At 55.1% G+C, this 23555-nt stretch carries 22 protein-coding genes; 3 read left to right on the forward strand and 19 right to left on the reverse strand.

All coding sequences use genetic code 11. The annotated features are described in order from the left end of the window. Positions 1–228: 228 nt before the first annotated feature. On the forward strand, positions 229–1092 hold the full coding sequence (locus D7M11_RS00210) for an AraC family transcriptional regulator (protein ID WP_120745139.1): 864 nt from the start codon (positions 229–231) through the stop codon (positions 1090–1092). A 107-nt stretch (positions 1093–1199) separates the two neighbouring features. On the opposite strand, the gene pcp is transcribed toward D7M11_RS00210, so the two are convergent. The 3 genes from pcp to D7M11_RS00225 all read right to left on the reverse strand — a co-directional run bounded on the left by pcp (position 1200) and on the right by D7M11_RS00225 (position 4716). Then, entirely contained in the window at positions 1200–1847 is a 648-nt protein-coding gene (gene pcp, locus D7M11_RS00215; RefSeq protein ID WP_120745140.1) for a pyroglutamyl-peptidase I, read from the reverse strand. Positions 1848–1876: 29 nt separating this feature from the next. After that, a complete protein-coding gene (locus D7M11_RS00220; RefSeq protein WP_120745141.1) occupies positions 1877–3382 on the reverse strand; it encodes an FAD-dependent oxidoreductase in 1506 nt (501 codons plus the stop codon). A gap of 143 nt (positions 3383–3525) precedes the next feature. After that, positions 3526–4716, reverse strand: coding sequence for a DUF2087 domain-containing protein (locus D7M11_RS00225; RefSeq protein ID WP_120745142.1), 1191 nt, complete (start codon positions 4714–4716; stop codon positions 3526–3528). A 154-nt stretch (positions 4717–4870) separates the two neighbouring features. Between D7M11_RS00225 and D7M11_RS00230 the strand changes: the two genes are divergently transcribed. Continuing rightward, a complete protein-coding gene (locus tag D7M11_RS00230) occupies positions 4871–6283 on the forward strand; it encodes a hypothetical protein (protein ID WP_120745143.1) in 1413 nt (470 codons plus the stop codon). Between the two features lie 159 nt (positions 6284–6442). Beyond that, positions 6443–6922: a TspO/MBR family protein gene (locus D7M11_RS00235; RefSeq protein WP_120745144.1), complete on the forward strand. Its 480-nt coding sequence runs from the start codon at positions 6443–6445 to the stop codon at positions 6920–6922. Positions 6923–6935: 13 nt separating this feature from the next. Here D7M11_RS00235 and D7M11_RS00240 read toward each other — a convergent pair whose 3' ends face one another. The 16 genes from D7M11_RS00240 to recA form a co-directional block, all read right to left on the reverse strand. Further along, complete coding sequence (locus tag D7M11_RS00240; protein ID WP_120745145.1) at positions 6936–7433, reverse strand: low molecular weight protein-tyrosine-phosphatase; 498 nt, start codon at positions 7431–7433, stop codon at positions 6936–6938. 39 nt (positions 7434–7472) lie between these two features. Further along, the gene (locus tag D7M11_RS00245) at positions 7473–8360 is read right to left on the reverse strand and encodes a diacylglycerol/lipid kinase family protein (RefSeq protein WP_120745146.1); all 888 of its coding nucleotides are present in this window, start codon (positions 8358–8360) and stop codon (positions 7473–7475) included. Between the two features lie 231 nt (positions 8361–8591). Then, positions 8592–9008 carry a YlbF/YmcA family competence regulator gene (locus tag D7M11_RS00250; protein ID WP_120745696.1) on the reverse strand — a complete coding sequence of 139 codons (417 nt, stop codon included), beginning with the start codon at positions 9006–9008 and terminating at the stop codon, positions 8592–8594. A 118-nt stretch (positions 9009–9126) separates the two neighbouring features. Continuing rightward, positions 9127–10632: a tRNA (N6-isopentenyl adenosine(37)-C2)-methylthiotransferase MiaB gene (miaB, locus tag D7M11_RS00255; protein ID WP_120745147.1), complete on the reverse strand. Its 1506-nt coding sequence runs from the start codon at positions 10630–10632 to the stop codon at positions 9127–9129. Between the two features lie 137 nt (positions 10633–10769). Then, positions 10770–11345: a phosphate propanoyltransferase gene (pduL, locus tag D7M11_RS00260; protein WP_120745148.1), complete on the reverse strand. Its 576-nt coding sequence runs from the start codon at positions 11343–11345 to the stop codon at positions 10770–10772. 105 nt (positions 11346–11450) lie between these two features. Next, on the reverse strand, positions 11451–12320 hold the full coding sequence (locus tag D7M11_RS00265; RefSeq protein ID WP_120745149.1) for a 2-oxoacid:ferredoxin oxidoreductase subunit beta: 870 nt from the start codon (positions 12318–12320) through the stop codon (positions 11451–11453). Position 12321: 1 nt separating this feature from the next. Continuing rightward, on the reverse strand, positions 12322–14052 hold the full coding sequence (locus D7M11_RS00270; protein WP_120745150.1) for a 2-oxoacid:acceptor oxidoreductase subunit alpha: 1731 nt from the start codon (positions 14050–14052) through the stop codon (positions 12322–12324). A gap of 682 nt (positions 14053–14734) precedes the next feature. Beyond that, the gene (locus D7M11_RS00275) at positions 14735–14995 is read right to left on the reverse strand and encodes a stage V sporulation protein S (RefSeq protein WP_006286829.1); all 261 of its coding nucleotides are present in this window, start codon (positions 14993–14995) and stop codon (positions 14735–14737) included. A gap of 118 nt (positions 14996–15113) precedes the next feature. Next, on the reverse strand, positions 15114–15911 hold the full coding sequence (locus D7M11_RS00280) for a TIGR00282 family metallophosphoesterase (protein ID WP_120745151.1): 798 nt from the start codon (positions 15909–15911) through the stop codon (positions 15114–15116). 101 nt (positions 15912–16012) lie between these two features. After that, positions 16013–17551 (reverse strand): ribonuclease Y, encoded by a 1539-nt coding sequence (rny, locus tag D7M11_RS00285; RefSeq protein ID WP_120745152.1) that lies wholly within the window; start codon positions 17549–17551, stop codon positions 16013–16015. Positions 17552–17816: 265 nt separating this feature from the next. Beyond that, on the reverse strand, positions 17817–19022 hold the full coding sequence (locus tag D7M11_RS00290) for an ROK family protein (RefSeq protein ID WP_120745153.1): 1206 nt from the start codon (positions 19020–19022) through the stop codon (positions 17817–17819). Further along, positions 19015–19551: a chromate transporter gene (locus tag D7M11_RS00295; protein ID WP_120745154.1), complete on the reverse strand. Its 537-nt coding sequence runs from the start codon at positions 19549–19551 to the stop codon at positions 19015–19017. The genes D7M11_RS00290 and D7M11_RS00295 overlap by 8 nt, the downstream gene beginning before the upstream one ends. 71 nt (positions 19552–19622) lie before the next feature. After that, positions 19623–20246: a chromate transporter gene (locus D7M11_RS00300; RefSeq protein WP_120745155.1), complete on the reverse strand. Its 624-nt coding sequence runs from the start codon at positions 20244–20246 to the stop codon at positions 19623–19625. A gap of 278 nt (positions 20247–20524) precedes the next feature. Beyond that, complete coding sequence (locus D7M11_RS00305) at positions 20525–21490, reverse strand: Gfo/Idh/MocA family protein (protein WP_120745156.1); 966 nt, start codon at positions 21488–21490, stop codon at positions 20525–20527. A 140-nt stretch (positions 21491–21630) separates the two neighbouring features. Beyond that, positions 21631–22323: a regulatory protein RecX gene (locus tag D7M11_RS00310; protein ID WP_120745157.1), complete on the reverse strand. Its 693-nt coding sequence runs from the start codon at positions 22321–22323 to the stop codon at positions 21631–21633. Between the two features lie 114 nt (positions 22324–22437). After that, complete coding sequence (gene recA / locus D7M11_RS00315) at positions 22438–23487, reverse strand: recombinase RecA (RefSeq protein ID WP_120745697.1); 1050 nt, start codon at positions 23485–23487, stop codon at positions 22438–22440. Positions 23488–23555: the final 68 nt, after the last annotated feature.

The raw sequence follows: 23555 nt of genomic DNA on the forward strand, positions 1-23555 counted from the left end.
GACCCTCCCTTTCCGACCGGATTCATTCGGTGCCTTCCTGGTGCAAGATTTGAGAAGCTTATTCTCATAGTAAGCGCATTCACTTCCTCTCCACTACGATCATACTGGATCGGGCAGGACGAATCTGTATGCAAGCTTGCAATTGTATACTTCTCCCCTGCAATTCTTGCTGTTCGGATGAGGGAAAATTTGGTACATTGAATCTTGAGGAGGGGATTACCCGTGGCCATGCCGGGGAAACAGCAGCCAAAGCATTATGTTTATGAGGATTCGGAGCTGCTTGTCGGGTATTCGCAATACTTCGGCATGTTCGACATGACCGACAATCATCTTCACGACACGCACGAGTTGTACTACCTCATGTCCGGTCGCCGGAATTACTTCATTAAGGACCGGCTGTACCCGATTCGGAAAGGCGACCTCGTTTTCGTGCCGAAGGACGAGCTGCACCGAACGCTGGCCGCCGATACGACGCAGCACGACCGGCTCGTCATCCATTTCAAGGAAGAGCTGCTGACAACGTTTATGGACACCGGGTATGCCGAATATTTGCTTCGCCCTTACCGGGCGGGATTGTATACAGTAAGGCTGGAGCCGGATGACCGGCAGGCGCTGGAGAGCATCGTATTCCGGATCGTTCAGGATCTGAAGGAGCAGCCTGACGTTATGGCGCTGCAAATGAGAGTGCTTGTCCTTGATCTGCTGCTGTTCGTCGGCCGGCGGATGGAAAAGTACGAGGCCGCAGTCTCCCCGTTCGAATCGCATCTGCACCGCAAAATATCGGAAATCGCGGCATACATTAACGCCAACTATATGTACCCGCTCACGCTCGCCCATTTATCGGAAACGTTTTATTGGAGCCCGTATTACATTAGCCGGGTGTTCAAGGAAATGACCGGCTTCTCGTTCGTTCAGTATTTGACGTACGCCCGCATCGGCGAAGCGAAGCGCCTGCTTCGGGAAACCGACAAACTCGTGCTCTCGATCGCCGCACAGGTCGGCTTCGAAAACCTGGCGCATTTTAATCGCGTCTTCAAGCAAACCGTCCACCTATCCCCTTCTCAGTACAGACGAATGGCGGAGCGGAAATGATCACACCGAAAAGCCGTCGACGTATCGACGGCCCGCATGTTTGATTCGTTTGAAGTTTCTTGTTTTTCGCCGCTCCGCTTTCGCGGAGTTCGTGTGACAGCGGAAGTCTAGCTTTCCAGCCCGCCCGATTGCTCGATATCCCGCTCGGTGCGAACGCTCGTCTCCACCGCGATGGCCAGCCCGCGGACGATGCTGTCCAGCGGCATACCGGGCCAATCCGAATCGGCATGAACCTGCTCCGGAAGCTGCGGGACATGAATAAAGCCGCCGCGAATATGCGGGTACTCGGTAGCGATCAGATGGGCGAGGCCGTAAAACAGATGGTTGCACACATACGTGCCTGCCGAGTTGGAAACGGCCGCCTCGATTCCTGCTGCCCGAATCTCCTTCACGATCGCTTTGATCGACAGCGTGGACCAGTATGCCGCCGGTCCTCCGGGAACGATCGGCTTATCGATCGGCGCCTGACCGTCGTTGTCCGGTATTCTGGCATCGTCGATATTGATCGCGATCCGCTCCGGCGTTATTTGCCTGCGTCCGGCCGCCTGACCGACGCACAGAACGACGTCCGGCCGTATGTCGCGAATCGCCTGCTTCAGCGCTTCTACCGACCTGACGAAAACGGTCGGCAGCTGCCTGATCGTAACGTTCGTTCCTTCAGGCGCGTATTCCGCAAGGCGCCGCACCGCCTCCCAGGCGGCGTTTTGCTTCTCGCCTCCGAACGGCTCGAAGCCCGTAATGAGTACCTGCTTCATCGCTTCCCCCTGCCGCCCGCGGCTCTCGGTCAAGGCAGCACCAACTTGCCTTCGTTGAACTGGCGGCGCTGTTCGTCGGACAAGCCGGCGATTTTGTCTTTGCCCTTCACTCCGGTTATGCGAATGTCGTACTTTTTCTCTACGTATTGCTGAAGCTCCTTCATTTCCTTCTCCGTCACTTCGCTCAGCAGCCGATCTTTGCCGGCCTTCGCCATCATAATGCCGATGACCTCGCCGGCCAGCGACGTGTTAGGCTGAATGCGCGCACTGCCATAGGCGACGGCGGAGGCGCCTACATTTTTACCGGCTACAATCACGTTCGCATAACCTTTAGGGATAAACGAGCGAAGCGGCATGCCGTATTTATCGGGAACGCCCTTCCGTTCGCCCCATGTATGCTCCATCGTGCCTTGCAGGTCGAGCGGATAGCCGGCGATGCTGACGTTATCCCAATACATCGTCGCGCTCATCAAGTCGGTCGCTTGCAGCACGTACTCCGTTTCATAGCGATCGTAGTCGCGAATGTACAAATAGTTAGGATAACCGTTTACTTCGGCCTGCTCCCAGCCCGGCAGCTCCTGCCTCAGATGGGCGACGATCCGGTCCGTTTCCTTTTTTCCGTTCTCGACCGCCTTCTTCACGCTTTCCGGATTAGCGGGATCTACGTTATACAGCAGCAAGGCGTTGATGAGCACATCGCCGTCGCGCTGGTTGATCGTATTAAGCCCGCGCAAAAATACTTCCGGAGAACTAGGCTTGAATCTGGAGCCGACGTTGCCAAGTCCCCAAGTGAACGTATCGGTAACGGTCGTTTCCGAGCCGTACTTTTCCTCGCGTTCTTTTTTGCTCAGCTTGCCGATCTCCTTCTGGAACTTGCTCCAGTCGACGCCCTTAAATTTCATCATAAGCGAGGCTGCCATATGGTCGACCGGCTTCGATCCGGGGAATACCGTTTCGATTCCGGGAATCCGCTTCAAGCCGAGCTTGCTGGTCACGGCGGCAAAGTCGGTATTGTCGACGAAGTAACGGGCGGTAACGGTTTTCTGCGTCCCGTCCTTCGTCCGATAAGAGACAGAACCGATCTTTTGCTTGTCCGATCCGGCTTGCTTCTCGATCGCGATATTCGTGATCGTGATGCCGGACTCAATCGGAATGCCATCGGTCAGCGTATCGAAGTAGCTCTGAAACTCGCCGCTCTTGCGGATCGTCCCCTTCTTGTACGAATCGAACAGCTGCTTCACCCGGCCTTGCAGCAGCGTCTTCCCGCTGCCGTCGGACGGCTCGTCCAAATATTGCATTTCGCCTTGAATGAGCTGGCCGCCCGGCTTCTCCCGCGGGTCGATGACGACCACGGCAAGCCCCTCGTCTCTCGCAGCCCGGGCCAAATACATGCCTTCGACCTCTGAGCCGACGATGACCACATCCGGCTTCGACAAGTCGACCGGAGGCGGTGTCGTGCTTTTTTTGTCCTCGCAAGCGGCCAGCAGACCAAGGCATACGGACGCCAAAACCGCCGTTAAAACAAACTTTTTCATAAGTCCCCCTTCCAAGTAACTGCCGCATCTTCGCTTGTGTCCGGCTATTGAACGTTCACTGTCCGCAAAAGGTACACAGCAGCCCCCATATAGACCTTATCCCATCATTAGACGAAATTGGCGGACAAAGGTTTCATTTCCGGTTATTCGCCGGACTTGCGGGACGTGCCCGCGGGCGTTTTCGGTTGTTTGTTGTAACCATTGTCGCCGTAGGGCTGCAACCGCTCCAGATGACGGCGCTCCATCTCCTTCAACCGTTCTCTCCGCTCCTTGCCGGTAGGATTCACCCCAGCCTCCGGCTCGTACGTCTCCAGTATCTCGAGAACAAACTGCTCCTCCCCGTATTCGTTCCAGTCGCGCTGAAGCTGCGGATTGTCGCCATAGCCGGTTTGCAGCCCGAAGCGAATGCGATTCCAGGCGCCGTGCATATTCGGCGTGCTTTCGACGAGTTTTTTGCCGTTTGCCTTGTTAAGCAGCATGAAAACGCCGGCATGTCCGTCGCCGACCGGCTCCGCTTTCATTCTGCCTCTCCCCTTGGCGCCGCCCCGCTCCCCGTTTCCGCTTGTCGCAGCCGGTTTGATCCAGTATTCGCTTCCGTCCTCCTTGCGGTCCATATATCCGTAATCGACCAAATAACGGCGAATCGTCACGTAATCATGGTAGACGGACTTGATCGTTTCGTTTACTTCCTTCTCCGTATACGTCCGGTCCGCCTCGAAACGGTTCGCAATCTCGCCCAAGATGACGAGCTTGCGCTTTTCCTTGCGCGGGAATTCGGTCAACCCGCCCTCCGGCCCATCCGGAAAATATTTCGCCAAGATCGCATCCCGCTCTTGAGCGTCCGTATCCATACTATCGTTTTGCCGCTGCGCGAAGCGGGCGCCCGGCGAAGCCGAGGCCTTCGATTCCTTTTTCTCTTGCAGCAGCTCCATCATCACGAGAAAAAGCTTCGCCTGCTTCTCCTTCTCCTTCAGCATAAACCGATGATTGCGGATCGTGGAGGCGCTGCCTCCGTTCAGTTCAGCGACGATATCCCGGTCGCTTACTCCGTCATAAAACAAGCGAAGCAGCTGCTTCTGCAAATCCGATAATCCCGTAAGCTTCTTGTCCAGCTGCAGCAGAACATCGAACATCGAACCATGCTCTGCGGCCACATGCAGCGCCGCCGCTTTCTCCGCTTCATAAAACCGCGATTCGACCGGATAAACGGCGCCTTTCTCGAACCGTTCCCCGCAGACAAGGCATACGAAATGCTCCGTATCCGGCTCATACCGATAGCCTTTCTTCAAATCGTCCAAACTCGCCTGCCAAAACGATTCAACCGTTATTTTCATAAACGAATACTCCTTTTGTCTATATTATTATAGATATTATATAATTTCGTTTAATATCAGTCAAATGCAGGCTATAGTCTATCCGCAAACACACAATACTTGCCCGCGCATACACTATAGCACACATGTAACCCCTTACTTGGAGGTGTACCGTATGGACGTCTCGCTTTTACCGCTGCACTTCGTCTATCTTGCGTTTGTGCTGCTGATCATCGGCTTCATGGTTATGCGCCGCGATACGACTGTCGTCTGCGTTGTCGGCATCGTCGCTCTCGGTCTTTTGTCCACTCATTCACTCAGCGAATCTGTCGGCGGCGTCTTTTCCAGTTTGATTTATGCCATTAAGGAACTGATCGGTACGATTCTGGTTATTTCGCTGATCGTAGCCTTAAGCAAGCTGCTAATCGCTACCGGGATCAATGAAGTGATGATTTCTCCCGTTACGAGGCTCATCCGCTCCCCCGCTCTCGCCTTCTGGGTCATCGGGATCGTGATGATGGTTATTTCCTGGTTTTTCTGGCCGTCTCCCGCCGTTGCACTAGTCGGCGCGGTACTGCTCCCCGTCGCACTGCGCGTCGGCTTGCCCGCGCTTGGCGTAGCGATGGCGATGAACTTGTTCGGGCACGGCATCGCCTTATCCGGCGATTATGTGATCCAGGGCGCTCCGAAGCTGACCGCCGACGCCGCTGGCATCCCCGTATCCGATGTCATTACGGCCAGCATCCCGCTTGTCATCGTCATGGGGCTCGTAACGACGATTGCTGCCTACTGGCTTATGCGCAGAGATATGAAGCTCGGCAGGCTGATCGTGTCGACGGGGAGAACAGCGTCCCCTCTAGTGGAATCCGGAGCGGCGGCCTCCCCTTCTTCTGACGCGGCGCTCTCGCCCTCCGTCAGGCTTGGAGCCGCGATTGTGATTCCGCTATTGTTCGCACTCGATATCGTAGCCATGTTCCAGTTTAATCTGCAAGGCGGCGATGCGACCGCCCTGATCGGCGGAACGGCCATGATGATCATGATCGTATTGTCCCTCATCACCCATAAAAACGCCGGTCTGGAGAAATCGACCGCCTATTTGATCGACGGTTTTTTGTTCGGCTTTAAAGTGTTCGGTCCGGTTATTCCGATTGCCGCCTTCTTTTATTTGGGCGACTCGGCGTTCATCGATATTTTCGGCAAAGTGCTGCCCGAATCGTCACACGGCATCGTGAACGATCTCGGCCTCGCCCTGGCGCAAACCGTGCCGATCAATACCGGCGTCAGCTCCGTCACCTTAACGGTTGTCGGCGCCATTACCGGTCTCGACGGCTCGGGCTTTTCCGGCATTTCGCTCGCCGGCTCGATCGCTCACCTGTTTGCCGCCGCCATCGGCTCCGGCATAGCCACCTTGACCGCGCTTGGGCAAATTGCCGCCATCTGGGTCGGCGGCGGCACGCTCGTTCCGTGGGCGCTCATCCCGGCAGCAGCCATATGCGGTGTCGATCCGTTCGAACTGGCCCGCCGCAACCTGAAGCCGGTCGTAATCGGTCTGGTCGTCACGACGATTGTTGCCATGCTGCTTATCTAAACCACAAGCCGTACCGCTTCCGAGAACGTTCGCGTTCGGAGCAGTACGGCTTCATGTATAAACGGGCAGGTCAAGCATAGGATGTACGAGACGAAACATGCCGCCGAAATCGATCACGTTTCGCCACTATAGGCTCAGCCGCCTCGAGGAGGAGTATCCATGTGGTACCCGTACATTGTATTCGCCGTTACGCTCGGACTGTTTTCGCTATCCGGACTGCTCTGGCCTGCCGATCGTTCCTGGTACGCCAGCCTCAGCAAGCCGGTCTGGTCCCCTCCGGCCAAATGGAACGGCATCGCGCAAGTCGTCCTGTACGCGCTTCTTGCCGCATCCGTAGCGATGGTGTATGTCAAGTCGGATTCGTTTCAGGACATAGCCCCGGTATGGATCATAGCGTTGTTCGCGAACTACGGCTGCAACCAGGCATACCACTACTTCGAGTTTCATCAAAAGAAACTGTTCGCCGGCTTTCTCGCCAGCTTCGCAGTTGCCGCATCCGCCTGCCTGTTGCTGATCGAAACGATCCCTTACTCGAAGCTGGCGGCGGGACTTATTATGCCCTACCTGCTTTGGAGCTGCTTTGCGGCTTTACTTCCGTGGACGATCTTCACCTTAAACCGCGACGATGCGGAGGCCTGAATCACTTGGACCGTCAGCTTAACCGCTCCGTCTTAATCTTGCGAAGCAGCGCCGCGCAGCCGGCCGCGACGAGATCGTACACTTCATCGAAATTGCCGGTATAGTAGGGGTCCGGCACGTCTTCGATTTTGTTCTCCGGTACCAGATCAAGAAGCCGGAACAGCTTCGCTTCGAGCTCGCCGCGCTGATCGGAGCTGGTAGTCTGCTTGGCGATTATGGCGCGGAGATTGCGCCTATTGCTGTCGTCCATCGCTACGATGTAATCGAATTGCCGCATATCCTCCTGCGTTACTTGCCGGGCCACCATTCCGCTCCAAGCTATACGTTTCTGGTCCAGCAGCTTGCGGGTTCCTTCATGAGGCGGATGTCCGATATGCCAGTCTCCGGTACCGGCCGAATCGATCCGAATGTGATCCTCCAGCCCCGCCTCCTTCACTTGCTGGCGAAATACCGCTTCCGCCATCGGCGAACGGCAAATATTGCCCAAACAAACAAAAAGCACAGATATCACGTTCGGCCATTCTCCTTTCCGTAAAGGCAAAATTCAAGGTCACAATACATAAAGCTGCTGTGGCAGCGCGACTATATGCGCCGGCGTCGATCCGCCGAATTCGCCATCGGTATGGATCGTCATCGGGACGGATGCTTCGATCCGGATTCGGCTGCCTGCCAGCATCGTGACCGACGGATGGGTCGTGTGGGTCCCCCTGTACACGCGCGGAAAAAAACGAAGCAGCTCCAGCCTGCCGATATTCGCCACGAGGCACATGTGCAAGATGCCGTCATTGTGCCGGGCTTCCGGACATATTTTCATCCCTCCGCCGTAGTAAGGCATATTCGCGATCGCGATCAGCCAAACGCCGCGATGCACCGAACGGTTCCCGTCGATGTCCAGCTCGATATCACTAGGCTTGTAGGTGATCAGCAGGCGCAGTACGGTGACGACATACGACAAACTGCCAAGTCCAAACCGGTTCAGCCATCTTTTATACCACGAGCGGTTCGTGTAGTACGCTACGTCACCGTCAAAGCCGATCCCCGAGGATATGGCGAAAATCCGCCCGTTGACCGCCCCGGCATCGATGCGAGTCCGCTGCAGCAAAAGCACGCGCTCCAGCGCCTCTTGCCACTTCGCCGGAATGCCTAGGCTTCGGGCGAAATCGTTCCCTGAACCGGCCGGTATGAAGCCTATAGCTACGGGCGTCCCGATCAGGCCGTTCGCCACTTCGTGCACGGTTCCGTCGCCGCCGACCGCCACAATCGCCGCCGCTTGATCCCCTCCAGCCAACTCGACCGCGATCTGGCGGGCATGTCCCGGCCGCTCGGTCAATCGACAGCCATATTCGATTCGCCTTTCCGCGAGGACCCGCTCGACCTGCTGCCATATCCGCATCCCTCTACCGTTGCCCGACATTGGATTGACCACGAACCAGATCATACGCCCAGCCTCCTGCCGGCTTCGAAAATGTTACGAGCACAAAAAAAGTACAATGCTTTACGCGTCCGGATGCTTAACGAAATCAAATGCCTTTCTTTTTCTGGAACCCCGTAAGGCACCCTAATCTCCCCAGAAAAAGCAGATGGATATTTCGTTAAGCACCGCTAGATCGCTCGTAAAACATTGTACATCCGAACAGCCTGTCCGGTCACTCCCGCATCGGCCGATTCGTCAGTCGCTGCAATTGCTTTCGACTGCCGGAGCCGCATCTTCCACTTGAATTTTCTCCGAAACCGTATCGCGAATCACGCCGACGACGAGCTGGAGCAAATAGTTGATATCTTCCTGTGCCTGCTTGAACTGGGATACGATCGGGTAATTGTCCAGCTTGTCCTGAAGCTCTTCAAGCTCGCCGTTAATTTTATCGATCATTTTCTGATTTTGGAACTTCTCGAATGCGACAACTTCCTTTTGCCGTTTCTTGATCAGCTTGATCAGATCCTGGATTTCGGCGTTCGACTGCACCTGCTTCTCGGCCTTCTGGTAGAAAGCGACTTCGTCAGAGGTCGAGAGCAGCGAGGCGAGCTCCATCGCTTTGTCCATAATGTCCGCGCGAACGATCAGTTCCGTCGCCGTATATTTCTCCATATTTCTATGCGTGTCGCAATCGTGCCCATGCTCGTGGTCATGTCCGTGAACATGCGCCTCTTGGCTGTTTGTCATCTTTTATTCACTCCTACGCGATTTCTGCATCTACGTTTGCCGATTAGACGACCCGGGCCTTCTGCTCCTCGATCAGCTCACCCTTGAGCAGCCAGGTTTGCGGCTCCGTAATCATAACGTTCACAAACTGGCCGGCAAGCTCCTTCGGACCGGTAAAATGAACGAGCTTGTTCGTTCTCGTCCGCCCCGACAGCACATCCGGGTTCGTCTTGCTTTCGCCCTCGACGAGCACCTCGACCGTTTGGCCGCGCAGCAGCTCGTTTTGTTCCCTGGCGATAACCGTCATCAGATCGTTCAGCCGCTTCAGCCGGTCCTTCTTCACTGCCTCGGGCACATTGTCCTCCATCGCCGCCGCCGGCGTGCCGTCGCGCGGGGAGTAGATGAACGTAAAGGCCGAATCGTAACGAACCTCGCTCACAAGCGTGAGCGTATCCTGGAACTGCTCTTCCGTCTCGCCCGGGAAGCCGACGATAATATCCGTAGTCAGCATGACGTCCGGGATTGCCGTGCGAATTTTCGCCGCGAGCTCCAAATACTGCTCCCGCGAATATTTGCGGCTCATCCGCTTGAGCACTTCCGTATTGCCGGATTGCACCGGCAAATGAATATGCTCGACGAGATTGCCGCGCTTCGCCAGCACCTTGATGAGATGATCGTCGAAATCCCGCGGATGTGACGTCGTAAAGCGGATGCGCGGAATATCGATCTTGCGCACATCGTCCATCAGGTCGCCGAACAAATACGTCATATCGGCAAAGTCTTTACCGTATGCGTTGACATTTTGGCCGAGCAGCGTAATTTCTTTAAACCCTTGCCGCGCCAATTCGCGAATCTCGGCGATGACGTCCTCCGGACGACGGCTGCGCTCTTTACCCCGCGTATACGGCACGATGCAGTACGTGCAGAACTTGTCGCAGCCGTACATGATGTTAACCCAAGCCTTCATGCCTTCGCGCTTCTTCGGCAAGTTCTCGATGATGTCGCCTTCCTTGGACCATACTTCGACGACCATCTCTTTGCTGTAATACGCTTCCCGCAGCAGCGCTGGCAGCCGGTGAATGTTATGCGTGCCGAAGATGATATCGACGAACGCATGCTTTTGCATGATCCGGTTTACAACCGATTCTTCCTGCGACATGCAGCCGCAAACGCCGAGAATAAGCCCCGGCTTTTCCTGCTTCAGCGTCTTTAGATGGCCCAGCTCGCCGAACACCTTGTCTTCGGCATTTTCACGAATGGCGCAAGTGTTGAGCAGGATGATGTCGGCCTCTAGCTTCTCGTCCGTGGACGCAAAGCCCATTTCCTCCAGCATGCCCTTCATCACTTCGGTATCGTGCTCGTTCATCTGACAGCCGTATGTCCGGATTAAATAACGTTTGCCTGCGCCGATCGTCTTCATCTCGTCAGGGATGGCGGACTCGTAGTGGACGGACACTTCTTCCTTGCCGCGTTTTTTGGCGTCCTTCAAGGAAGGGGGTTGAAAATATATGGAATAATCCTTGTCGGACTTATTGGGCTTTTGGACCGTCGGATTTTGTGGTTCCTTCATTCATTACCTTCCTTTCTGCATTCAGTCATTTCACCATTATACCATTACAAGCCCCTCCATGACAAAAGGTTTGCAGCCGAAAAGAAAACCGATAGTTTACCTATCGGCTGCTCAGGAACTTGGACCAATCAACTGCCTTACTCTACAATAACGGCCTTATCGCCATTCCGGATACCGGCAGCATTCGCCTCGTCCGTATCGATGTGCATATCGAGCGCAAACTGATCGGACACGCGAGCGATGACGTTCTCGAACACAACCGCCCGCTCCCCCTCTACCCGAACGCGAAGCAGCTGTTTATCGGCTATTCCCCAACGCTCTGCCTCGCTAGTATGGAAATGGATATGGCGCGCTGCAACGATAACGCCGCGCTCCAGCGTCACTTCTCCAGCCGGTCCTATTACCGTCAGCCCCGGCGTTCCCTCGATATTTCCCGACTCCCGCACCGGAGCCAACACGCCGAGCTGGAACGAGTCGGTTCTGGAAATTTCGATTTGCGAAGCTTTGCGGGCCGGACCCAAAATACGAACTGTATCGAAACGTCCCTTCGGCCCGATCACCTGGACCGTCTCCTCCGCAGCAAACTGTCCGGGCTGCGAGAGCGGCTTCAGCGGCTTCAGTTCGTAGCCTTCACCGAATAGAGCGGCTATATGTTCTTTCGATAGATGGATATGCCGGGCGGACACGCCTACCGGAACGATTTTATCACTCATCTGATCGCCTCTTCTCTTGATGGTTCCTCTCATTATAGCCGAATCGGTTTCAAAAGAAAAAGACGAGCGGCAGGAAACCGCACGTCTTTCGCTGAATTGTGAACCTTATTTGAACTCGGCTACCAGCTTCTCGAACTCCGCCTCGGTAAGTTTGAGGTTTTGCTTCGCGAGCCCTTCCGGTTTGAAGCCCGGAACCATTTGCTCGTAGCTTTGTTTTTCTTTGTTTTGGTAAATGATACCGGTCAGCATCCCGTTCGTTTCCATAATCTTCGTCATCGCCATGACGCGATCGTTCGGATTGTAATCCGGGAACTGTTCGAGATCGACGATATTTTCTTTGAACCATTCGTACGTGTTCGTCTTGTTGAACGTAACGCACGGGCTGAAGATGTTGATGAAGGAGAAGCCTTGGTGCTTCATGCCTTCTTCGATTACATGCGTCAGCTGCTTCAGGTTGCTCGAGAACGATTGGGCAACGAACGTTGCTCCGGCGGCAAGCGCCATTTCGAGCGGAGCCAGCTCGGACTCGATCGAGCCTTGCGGCGTATATTTTGCATTGACGAACCCTTTCGCGCTGCGCGGGGAGTTTTGTCCCTTCGTCAGCCCGTAGATTTGGTTGTCCATGACGATGTAGGTCAGGTCGATGTTGCGGCGAATCGCGTGAACCGTATGGCCAAGACCGATTGCAAAGCCGTCTCCGTCGCCGCCCGATGCGACGACCGTCAGCTCGCGGTTCGCCATCTTCAGCCCTTGGGCGATCGGCAGCGAACGACCGTGAATCCCGTGGAAGCCATAGCAGTTAATATAACCGGAAATACGTCCGGAGCATCCGATACCGGATACGATCGCCAAATTTTCAGGCTCCAGTCCGACGTTAGCGGCTGCTCTCTGAATGGCTGCTTGTACGGCGAAGTCGCCGCAACCCGGGCACCAGTTCGGTTTTACATTATTTCTGAAATCTTTTAATGTAGCCATCTTATTTCAGCCCCTTGCAGTGAGAGTAGACTTCCGAAGGAAGGAACGGCGTTCCGTCATACTTCAGCATGCTCGTAATTTTATCGTGTCCGACGTGCAGCTTGATTTGATCGGCAAGCTGGCCGGTTGCGTTGTTCTCGACGACAAGCACTTTTTTCGCTTTCGCCACTTGAGCCGCAACTTCTTCCGCAGGGAACGGATGAATCAAGCGGACGGTCGCATGGTTGGTCTTAATGCCGTCCTCGGCCAGACGCACGCGCGCTTCGTCGATCGTGCCGCCCGTCGAACCCATGCCGATAATGAGCAGATCCGCATCCTCGTGCGGAGCGTCCACACGGACCGCATTCACAAGCTTCAGGTTTTTCAGCTTGTTCAAACGTTTATCCATCATTTGCTGACGGTTGATCGGGCTTTCCGACGGACGTCCCGTTTCGTCGTGCTCAACGCCGGTCACGTGATGCAAACCGCCCAGTTCGCCCGGCAGTACGCGCGGAGAAATGCCGTCTTCGGTCAATTCGTAACGTTTGAACAGCTTGCCATCCTCGATCTTCTCCGTGCCTGTAACGAGGTTACCGCGATCGATGACGATTTTGTCGTAATCCAGAAGCTCGGACGACTGCTTGCCGAGCGACAATTGCAGGTCCGTCATAATGATGACCGGACATTGGTATTTTTCAGCCAGGTTGAAAGCTTCGATCGTGTCGTAGAAGCAGTCCTCAACTGTTGCCGGAGCGATGACGATTTTCGGGATTTCCCCGTGCGTTCCGTAAATAAGAGCGTTCATGTCGGACTGCTCTTGCTTCGTCGGAAGACCCGTGCTTGGACCGCCGCGCTGCGTATCGACGATAACGACCGGCGTTTCCGTCATGCCGGCCAGACCGATCGCTTCCATCATAAGCGACAAGCCGGGGCCAGCGGATGCCGTCAGCGCGCGTACGCCGCCGTAGTTGGCGCCGATCGCCATCGTAACGGCCGCGATCTCGTCCTCGGTTTGAATGACGGTGCCGCCGAATTTCGGCAAACGTTTGATCAAATATTCCATAATCTCGGAAGCCGGTGTGATCGGGTAAGCCGGCATGAAGCGGCAGCCGCCTGCAACCGCGCCAAGACCGATCGCATCGTTTCCAATGATGAACAGCTTTTGCTCGCCGTCAGCCTCAGCCAGCTTGAACTCCTCAAGCGGACCGCCTGCCAGCTCGATGACATAGTCGGCCGCGCGTTTGACCGCTTCGACGTTTTTCTCTACGACAGCAGGCCCTTTGCGTCCGAACTCTTCTTCCACCGCTTTGTTGAACACTTCGAGCGGCAACCCGAGCAAAGCCCAGGATGCGCCGGATGCAGCCATATTTTTAAACAGCGCCGTTCCCAAATCTTCGGCGATCGCCGTAATCGGAACCGGGAACAGTCGCGCGTCGATACCTTCCGGTAATGTCGGATTAAACTTCGCGTCAGCGACGACAACGCCGCCCGGACGAAGCTCGTGCGCGTTCAAATCGATTGTCTCCTGGTCGAAAGCGACCAAAATGTCCAGATCGTCGGATATCGCTCTCTTCGGCTTTGTGCTGATACGGATTTTATTATTCGTATGTCCCCCCTTGATCCGGGAAGAGAAATGTCTATAGCCGTACAGATAGTAGCCAAGACGATTCAGGGCGGTGGAGAAAATCCGGTCTGTACTTTCGACCCCTTCCCCTTGCTGCCCCCCGACTTTCCATGACAATTGCTCGATCACAACGTCCACTCCTTTGAACTATGTCCTAACGATTTGTACGCGTTACAAAAGTTTTACAGGGATGAAAGAAAAATGACAAGGCCGTCATTTTTCGCAAGTAGAGTCGCAGCGCCCCGGTATTCGTCCTGCTGACAAAGCCGAAGCCATGCTTGCTGGACAAACGGTCTTCAAACCCGTTTCCCGGACAAACCAAAAAACAAACGCCGCAAAAGACCCTCGCAAGAATCGATACCTTATTACGATCAATCATCAGATCTTGGAGGAAAACAGGAATAGTCGCGCGTCAATAAACAGACGACACCCCTAGAATCTGGAAAGCGCCTTCTTTTGTATAAAAATGCTTATCATTCGTAAAGATCATATGCTTTGGCTATTGAAAAAGCAAGGAAATTCACATATTTTAAACATAGTTATTTTAGATCGAATCTATCTCAAAATTAGATTGATTTCACGACTAGCATTCTGCTCTCGGCAGTCTAGCAAAGATGCTTCATCCGTTTTCAGCGGCACGTCGCCTTACCATGTTATCCCATATTTAAAGCGCTTATACGGGCAGGCAAAGCAAAACACCCACAAAGTAGAGTCTTTGCTCCGAAGTTATGAGGCTCCGAAACAAAGCAAAAAAGCTCCCGCGCCAGGAGCTTTATCCGAATGGGGCTGCTATGGAAGTATTGCGGCGTTATTACCTCGGCTCCACGATCAGCTTGATCGCGGTCCGATCTTCTCCATCGATCACTATATCCGTAAATGCCGGGATGCAGATCAAATCGACGCCGCTGGGCGCGACGAAGCCTCTTGCGATCGCCACGGCTTTAATCGCTTGGTTCAACGCGCCGGCGCCAATCGCTTGCAGCTCGGCCGCCCCACGTTCGCGCAAAACGCCGGCCAGTGCGCCAGCGACGGAATTCGGATTGGACTTTGCTGAAACCTTTAATACTTCCATGGCAAGACCTCCTCGGGAATGTTTGGATGAATTCCACTATTACACTATTCGTGCACGTCTGGAATCATTCCATCTTCCGCTCGGACCGGCCCCGCCACCCCTGATTCTCGGGCGCGAATTAGTCGAACAGCGCTTCCGTTTCGAAGCGGCGAACCAGCTCGATCTTCCGGGTCATGCCCGTTTCCGGGTCGAGCGTGACCGCAACGGCATGGAACTGCCACGGGCCTTCATCCGCCGTAAACCGGACCGGCAGCTGCGTTTTGAACTTTTGCAGCACCGCCTCGCGCTCCATGCCGAGTACGCCGTCCCGCGCGCCCGTCATGCCGACGTCGGTCACATAACCGGTTCCGCGGGGCAAGATCCGCTCGTCATGCGTTTGCACATGCGTATGCGTGCCGACTACGACCGACGCCCTTCCATCCAAATGCCAGCCCATCGCGATTTTTTCCGAAGTCGCCTCGGCGTGAAAATCGACGAAGATGTATTTATGCTTCTTCTTCAGCTTTTCCAGGATACCGTCCACGCCTTGGAACGGGCAATCCAGCGGCGGCAAAAACGTGCGTCCCATGATGTTTACGATCGCCAGCTCTTTGCCGGAGGCGTTGCGGAGTACGGTAAAACCTTTGCCCGGCGTACCGGCGGGATAATTGGCCGGCCGGATCAAACGCTCCTCATCGTCGATAAAATTGAAAATGTCCTTGTTGTCCCAAGTATGATTGCCCATCGTAATGCCATGGACGCCTTGCTCGAACAGCTCTTTGGCGATCTGCTGGGTAATCCCCCGTCCGCCTGCCGCGTTTTCGCCGTTGGCAATAATGAAGGCAGGGTCATACTTTTTTTTGAGCTCTGAAAGCAGCGTCTTGACGGCTCTCCGACCGGAGCCCCCGACAATGTCGCCGATGAATAAGATACGAATGGATGTCTCCCCCTCGAATGTCTCATCTTTCGCAAAAGCAAAGGAGAAGTGGCCGGTTAGCCACTTCTCGAAGGCGCAATTTCTGAAACGTCGCTGCGCGTTTATTTCGCGTATTCAACCGCCCTGGTTTCCCGGATGACAGTAACTTTAATATGTCCCGGGTAGTCCAGTTCGCTTTCGATCTTCTTCGTAATATCGCGAGCGAGACGGAACGCCTCGGTATCGTCGATCTTTTCGGGCTGCACCATGACGCGCACTTCGCGGCCCGCTTGAATCGCATACGACTTCTCGACGCCATCGAACGACTCGGTGATCTCTTCCAGCTTCTCGAGACGTTTGATGTACGTTTCCAGCGTTTCGCGGCGTGCGCCGGGTCTTGCCGCCGAAAGGGCGTCCGCAGCGCCTACGAGCATCGCGATAACCGACGTCGCTTCGCAATCGCCGTGATGGGAGGCAATACTGTTGATTACGACCGGATGCTCCTTGTACTTCTTGGCGATCTCTACGCCGATCTCGACGTGCGAGCCTTCGACTTCGTGATCGAGCGCCTTGCCGATATCGTGAAGCAGACCCGCCCGTTTGGCAAGGGTAATGTCTTCTCCGAGCTCGCCGGCCATAAGTCCCGCGAGGTAGGCGACTTCCATCGAGTGCTTCAGCACGTTCTGCCCGTAACTCGTACGGAACTTCAAACGGCCCAAAATTTTGATCAGATCCGGATGCAAGCCGTGCACGCCGGTTTCGAACGTCGCCTGCTCGCCGTATTCGCGAATGCGCTCGTCTACTTCCTTACGCGACTTCTCGACCATCTCCTCGATGCGCGCCGGGTGAATACGGCCGTCTGCCACCAGCTTCTCAAGCGATGTCCGGGCGATTTCCCTGCGGATCGGATCGAAGCCGGACAAAATGACCGCCTCCGGCGTATCGTCGATAATAAGGTCGATCCCGGTCAGCGTCTCGAGCGCGCGAATGTTGCGGCCCTCGCGTCCGATGATCCGGCCTTTCATTTCTTCGTTCGGCAGGGATACAACGGAAACGGTCGTCTCCGCCACATGATCCGCCGCACAACGTTGAATGGCGAGTGTGATGACTTCGCGAGCCCTCTTCTCCGCCTCTTCCTTCGCTTGGTTCTCGATATCCTTGATCAGCTGTGCTGTCTCGTAACGTACTTCCTGTTCGACCGAGGTCAAAATAATATGTTTCGCCTCATCCATCGTCAAACTGGAGATCCGTTCAAGCTCCGCTACTTGACTGCGGTACAGCCCATCGATTTGTGCCTGCGTCTCGTCGATCCGTTTCTCTTTGTTGGCGATTTGTTCCTCTTTACGCTCCAGAGATTCCAGCTTTTTATCCAGCGTTTCCTCTTTTTGCAACAATCGTCTTTCTTGCCGTTGAGATTCATTCCGACGTTCACGAATGTCTTTTTCAGCTTCGGCGCGAAGTTTGTGTATTTCGTCCTTCGCTTCCAGCACCGCTTCTTTTTTCTGTGCGTCCGCTTCTTTCTTCGCCGCTTCGATGATTTGGCGGGCCGCTTCTTCGGCACTGGAAATTTTCGCCTCGGCGAGGGACTTGCGGATAAAATAACCAATCCCAAAGCATATTGCGCCAACAACGAGAACGATCGCGATCCAGATGTAAGTCATCTTGTTCACCTCCTCGTTGAAGCCTCCAAGGGGTTAGCTTGGGATATTCGGTTTTTTATTCCGGTTTGCTTTCCACTTTTTCAATCCAATTCCGGGTGTACTCTCCCACGGGAACGGTTTCGCGAGAATTTCGGCCGTACGCGGCAGCGAAAATCTGCAAGAAGGAAAAAGATTGCGAAATTCTGCGAAAACAGTGGTGTACACACCCATTTTAGCTTTTGCAAAATAGGCTTGTCAAGCAACAAGAAAGCGCTTCGTCTTGCGCCTACGAAGTAAGCCGGTCCACGATCATTGCGGCGGCTCCTACGGCAAGCGCATCATCCGACAGTTTGCCGCGTGTAAACGTTACCGGATACGTCGGATAGTAAAGCGTATTTTTGAGCGCTACCTGGGTGCTGATTTGATAAAACAGCTCGTTTGTCGTGATGAGCGGTCCGCCGAGTATCACTTTCTCGGGATGCAAAATGTTGAGCAGGTTGGACAAACCGATGCCGAAGTAAGTCGCCGCCTGCGTAAAAAGCTCGGTCGCGAGCCGGTCGTCCGCAGAAAGCGCTCGGAGCAAATGCTGGTAGTCGATTTCGTCCGGACTCTCTACCATGTCGGCGAGCACGCTTCGCCGCCCCTGCTTCAGCCGCGCCGCAGCTTGTTTCTCGAGCACGGGAATCGATACGAACGATTCCAGACAGCCGAACACATGCGGCCGCTCCGGATGCGGGGGACCGTCGGTTTGAATAATCATATGGCCGACCGAGCCTTCCATGTCGACTGCGCCATAAACAAGCTGGCCGTTCGACATCATCGCCGAACGAAGCCCGACACCGGCGCGAACGTATAACAGATGTCTGTATTGCTGCGGCGCTCCGGCCCAATATTCGGCGAGCAGAGCGGTATTAGCCCCATTGTCGAGCATGGCGGGAATGCCAAGCTCCGACTCCAGCTTCTGCACAAGATTCACCTGATGCCAGCCCTCGGCCGGAAAATAGAGCGGATTAAGCATGACGCCCGTCGTCCGGTCCAACGGACCGACAGCGCCTATGCCGATACCGATCAGCCGATCGGGCTCGATGCCCCGCTTGGCCGCCATACGCCTGACCGCCTGCACGACTTCCTTTATCAGCATCTCCGGCGTCATCCGCTCCGTCATCGGCCAGGAAGCCGAATCAAGCTTTTCCAGCTGCAAATCGCATAAAACAAGTCTCGTAGCCGACCGGGAAATATCAAGTCCGAACGCGTATCCCCGGTCCTGCTTCAAGCGGTACAGCAGCGGCCTTCTTCCCCCCGAGGATTCGCCGAAGCCGCTCTCGGCGATCCATCCGTTCGTAGCCAGCTCCTCCAGCATCCGGGTCAATGTACTGGAGGTTAGACCGCTCCATTCGAGCAAATCGAATTTGGATACGACGCCTCTACGCCGGATTTCGGCGAATATAGGCTTCGCCTTCCGGTTCGAGATCCAGTCTTCCACATTAGGCATAAAGCGCTACACCCACCAGGCCGGAAACCGCGATCACCGCCAGCGGATGCACCCGAAAGCGCATCAGGGCGATCAAAGCTCCGGCAAATATAGCGATGAAACATCCCGTTTTCCAATCGATCGCAAGCGAAACGCCGCCCGCCATCAGCAGCCGGTAAGCCGCATAAAACACCAGTGCCGTCACAAACGGCCGCAGGCCGTAAAACGCGGACTCCACAAGCGGATGATGCTGATATTTGGCGAACAGCATGCCGGCTGCGATAACGAGCAGCAGCGACGGCAGCGTCATGCCGATCGCGGAAACGGCCGCACCGGGAAAACCGCCCGCATGATAACCGACCATAATGGCCGTATTCGTGGCAATCGGTCCCGGCGATGCTCCCGCTACTGCAATCATATCAGAAAACGCCTGCGCGTTCATCCATCCGTGCGAAAGCGCCTCGCGTTCGATAACCGGCACCATCGAATAACCGCCGCCAACCGAAACGAAGCCGATCAGCATAAAGGTAAGGAACATGTCCCATAGCATAGGTGATTACACCCCCAACGCAAAAAGTCTGTGTACGCGAGCTCCCTCGCTCTGATCCGCCCCGTCCGTTCTTATATGCCGTCCCCGATAAAATAATCCGGTTCCGTGTAATAGCGCTGCACCGTTTGCGGAATACCGTGCTTGACCTTCCATGTGCCTACTCCAAGGCCGGCCGCCGCGCCGATCACAATGACGAGTATGGGCGAAAGAGTCGTCAGCAGCAGCAGCAAGGCAGCTATAACCGCAAAAACGATCGTCGATTTGTCGACAATCGACGTCTTCACCATCCGAAATCCGGCAAATACGATCATCGCAATAACGGCAGGTTTCATCCCTTGCAGCGCCGCCGCGACTTTCGGGTTATCGTTAAAGGTAAGCAGCAAAATCGAAAGCCCGATGACGATCAAAAAAGTCGGCAGCATCATCCCGATAACAGCCGTAATCGCCCCCGCCACTCCGGCGACGCGGTAACCTACGAACGATGCCGCATTCAGCGCCACAGCGCCCGGAATCGTCTGCGAGACGGCCAACACGTCGGCGACATCCTCTTGCTTGATCCAGCGGCGTTTATGTACCGCTTCGCGCTCCAGCACCGGAATCATGGCGTATCCGCCGCCAAACGTGATGGGGGCGATGCGGCAAAACGTCCAAAATATGGCCCACAGCCCGCTCCATGTCGTTTCCTTGGTTGCCATCACGATCTCTCCTCATTCCTCGATACATCCATTATAGCGCACTTTATATCATTTCGGAATAAAGATGTTGGCCTTATTTCGTTTCCGTTTCATTTTTCAGGTACATTCGCCCTAATTCCATAATTATCTGACAATCTTTAAACCAAAATGAATTTTACTTTAGTAATCATATCGTTTAACTTGGAATTGTTGCGCTGATGTTCGGACGAAACGACAAAAAAGCCGGGAGGTTCTCCCCGGCCGAATCCTTCATATGAAGCTCGCTTCGTATTCGCGCCTTATCTCTTGGTCAGCGCGTCCATCACTCTTGCCGTTCGCAGCGCGGAAACGCCAGTGCTCGGACAGGAGCCGATGCCGCACAGCTCATTCACGATCGACTGGATCAGCGGCTGTTGAATATGCTTCGGCTGCTCCAATTGATAGTCGCCGATGCCATCCTCCGTCGTTAGCCGGATCGGCTCGCTGCCGAACGTGGAGAACGTCAGCTTGCCCCGGGTGCCGACAATTTCGTTCACTTCACCGCCCTGGTAGGCCGTAAAACACCAGATGCCGGTACCCTGCACTCCCGATTCGAACACGTACGATCCGCTTACGATATCTTCCGCCTCGTACGCCTTCGCTTGACGGCCGGATTGTCCGGACGCATCCCGGACCGGTCCGAGTAAAAAGTCGAGAATATCCAGCGTATGGCTGGCCAGATCGAAAAAGTGGCCGCCGCCCGCTATGTCCGGCATCACGCGCCAGGGCAAGCTGTCCGGATTCTCCGTCAGCTTCTTCTTATGTACGGTCGTTACAAAGCGAACGTCACCGATCGTGCCCATGTCCAATAACTGCTTGATTTTCAGAAAACGCGGCAGCGCTCTTCTATAATAAGCAACGAACAAAGGCACTCCCGCTTCCCGGCACGCTTCGATCATCTCGGCGCATTCGTCGGCGTTCAGCGCCATCGGCTTCTCCACATAAACCGGCTTGCCCGCTTTGGCTACCTCAAGCGCATACGGCTTGTGGGTCGAAGGCGGCGTAGCAATGTAGACGGCATCCACCTCCGGATCGTTTATCAGTGTATCCGCGTTATCGTACCATTTCCCGACCTGATGCCGCCGCGCATAGTCTGCCGCCAGCTCGCCGTTCCGGCGCATGACGGCAACCAGCTCCGAACGCTCGGCCAATTGAAAGCCGGGGCCGCTTTTCACCTCGGTCACATTGCCGCAGCCGATGATTCCCCAACGTATCGTTTTCGTCACTCGCCCAACCTCCGCCTTATCGAATATGACGGCCCGCTCGCCGCTAAATGACCCCACAAAGTGAAGCCTGGACTTCGAAGTTACTCCACATACTTTGCGGGGAGCCCCAAAACCCTGAATCGTCCTAAGCTCCTGGACGCTTACGTCTCCGGCCAATCGAACATATCTTCAGCGTCGCTGTCGTCCGCCTCATCCCGGTACGTATCCGCCAGCCGGCGTATGACGTTGCCGGTAATTCGGGACGAGTAGCCTCGCCGCATCAAAAAAGCCGCCGTCTTGCGTTTTTTGTCCATCGTTGTACCGCTCGTCGCCTTCCACTTCTTATGCCCAAGCTCATACGCCAGACGTTCCTCTTCCTCCGGCGGCACCTGATCCAGCGTAGTCTGAATGGTAGCGGGAGCGACTCCCTTCATCTTCAGCTCCTGCTTGATGAGCTGACGCCCTTTCTTCTGCGAGTAAATGCGCTGCTCCGTCCACTGTGCGGCGAAGCTGGCGTCGTCGATGTAGTTCTGTTCCTTCAGTTTACCGATAATCGTATCGATGAGCGGCGGCAGGTACCCTCTGCGTTTCAAATATTGCCGCAGCTCCTTCTCCGACCTCGGCCGGCGGCCCACCTGCTTCAGCGCATCGGACCATGCCTTCTGCCGCTCTTCGTCCTCGAGCACGAGCTGCATTTTGCCCGGATCGATCGTCTCCCCTTTGAACAAACGATGTCTGATCAGCACATCCTCAAAAACGGTAAACGCGTACTGTCCGTCGACAAAAATCAGGTACCGGCCGGCGTTACGCGAATGACGTTCAATGGTAGTGATGATGCCTTCGATGCTGGTCATATAGCCTCCTTGTACTTGCCCGTACCGCGAAACCGCCGCACAAACGACAACTCTATCATAAAACGGAAAACGCACCTTGTATATCCCCAAGGTGCGTTGTCGTTATTCGTTCTCTTATTCGAGGGCAAGCAAATCTTCTTCGTCCTCGTCGTCCTCCGACACCGGAAGCAGGGCGCCTTGCGACATATTGCTCTCTTCCCGGATCTTTGCTTCGATCACGGAAGCGACTTGCGGGTTGTCCTTCAAAAACTGCTTCGCATTTTCGCGGCCTTGTCCAAGCCGGTCGCCATCGTACGAATACCAGGCGCCGCTCTTGTTGACGATATCCATCTCGGTCCCAATGTCGATAATGCTGCCTTCTCTGGATATGCCCTCGCCGTACATAATGTCCACCTCCGCTTGCTTAAACGGCGGCGCCACCTTGTTCTTGACGACCTTGATCCGCGTCCGGTTCCCGACCATGTCGTTGCCCTGCTTGATCGTCTCCACCCGGCGCACTTCCAGCCGGATCGTGGAATAAAACTTGAGTGCGCGTCCACCCGGAGTCGTTTCCGGGTTACCGAACATGACGCCGACCTTCTCGCGCAATTGGTTGATGAAGATGGCGATAACCTTCGACTTGTTGATCGCACCCGACAGCTTGCGCAGCGCCTGAGACATCAGTCTCGCCTGCAGGCCGACGTGGGAGTCGCCCATCTCGCCTTCAATTTCCGCTTTCGGCACGAGAGCGGCAACGGAGTCTATAACCAGAATGTCTACAGCGCCGCTGCGGACAAGCGCTTCGGCAATTTCCAGCGCCTGCTCACCGGTATCCGGCTGCGACAAAAGCAATTCGTCGATGTTGATGCCCAGCTTGCTTGCATATAAAGGATCAAGCGCGTGCTCGGCGTCGATAAAGGCAGCTTGTCCGCCGGCGCGTTGCACCTCGGCGATCGCGTGCAGCGCTACCGTCGTTTTACCTGACGATTCCGGTCCGTATACTTCGATAATTCTGCCTCGCGGGAATCCCCCTACTCCAAGAGCCAAGTCAAGCGCAAGCGATCCGCTTGGGACGGTTTCCACCTTCATGTGGGTGGACTCACCGAGTTTCATAATCGATCCTTTGCCAAATTGCTTCTCGATTTGGCGAAGGGCATTTTCCAACGCAGCGCGGCGATCTGACAACATACTCACTTCCTTCTCATCGTTTCTAGTTATAATCATACACGCTTTTCCGCCGTTTGCCAACTGTT

Origin of the sequence: Paenibacillus ginsengarvi (genome assembly GCF_003626695.1) — a bacterium.
Taxonomy (GTDB): Bacteria; Bacillota; Bacilli; order Paenibacillales; family NBRC-103111; genus Paenibacillus_AB; species Paenibacillus_AB ginsengarvi.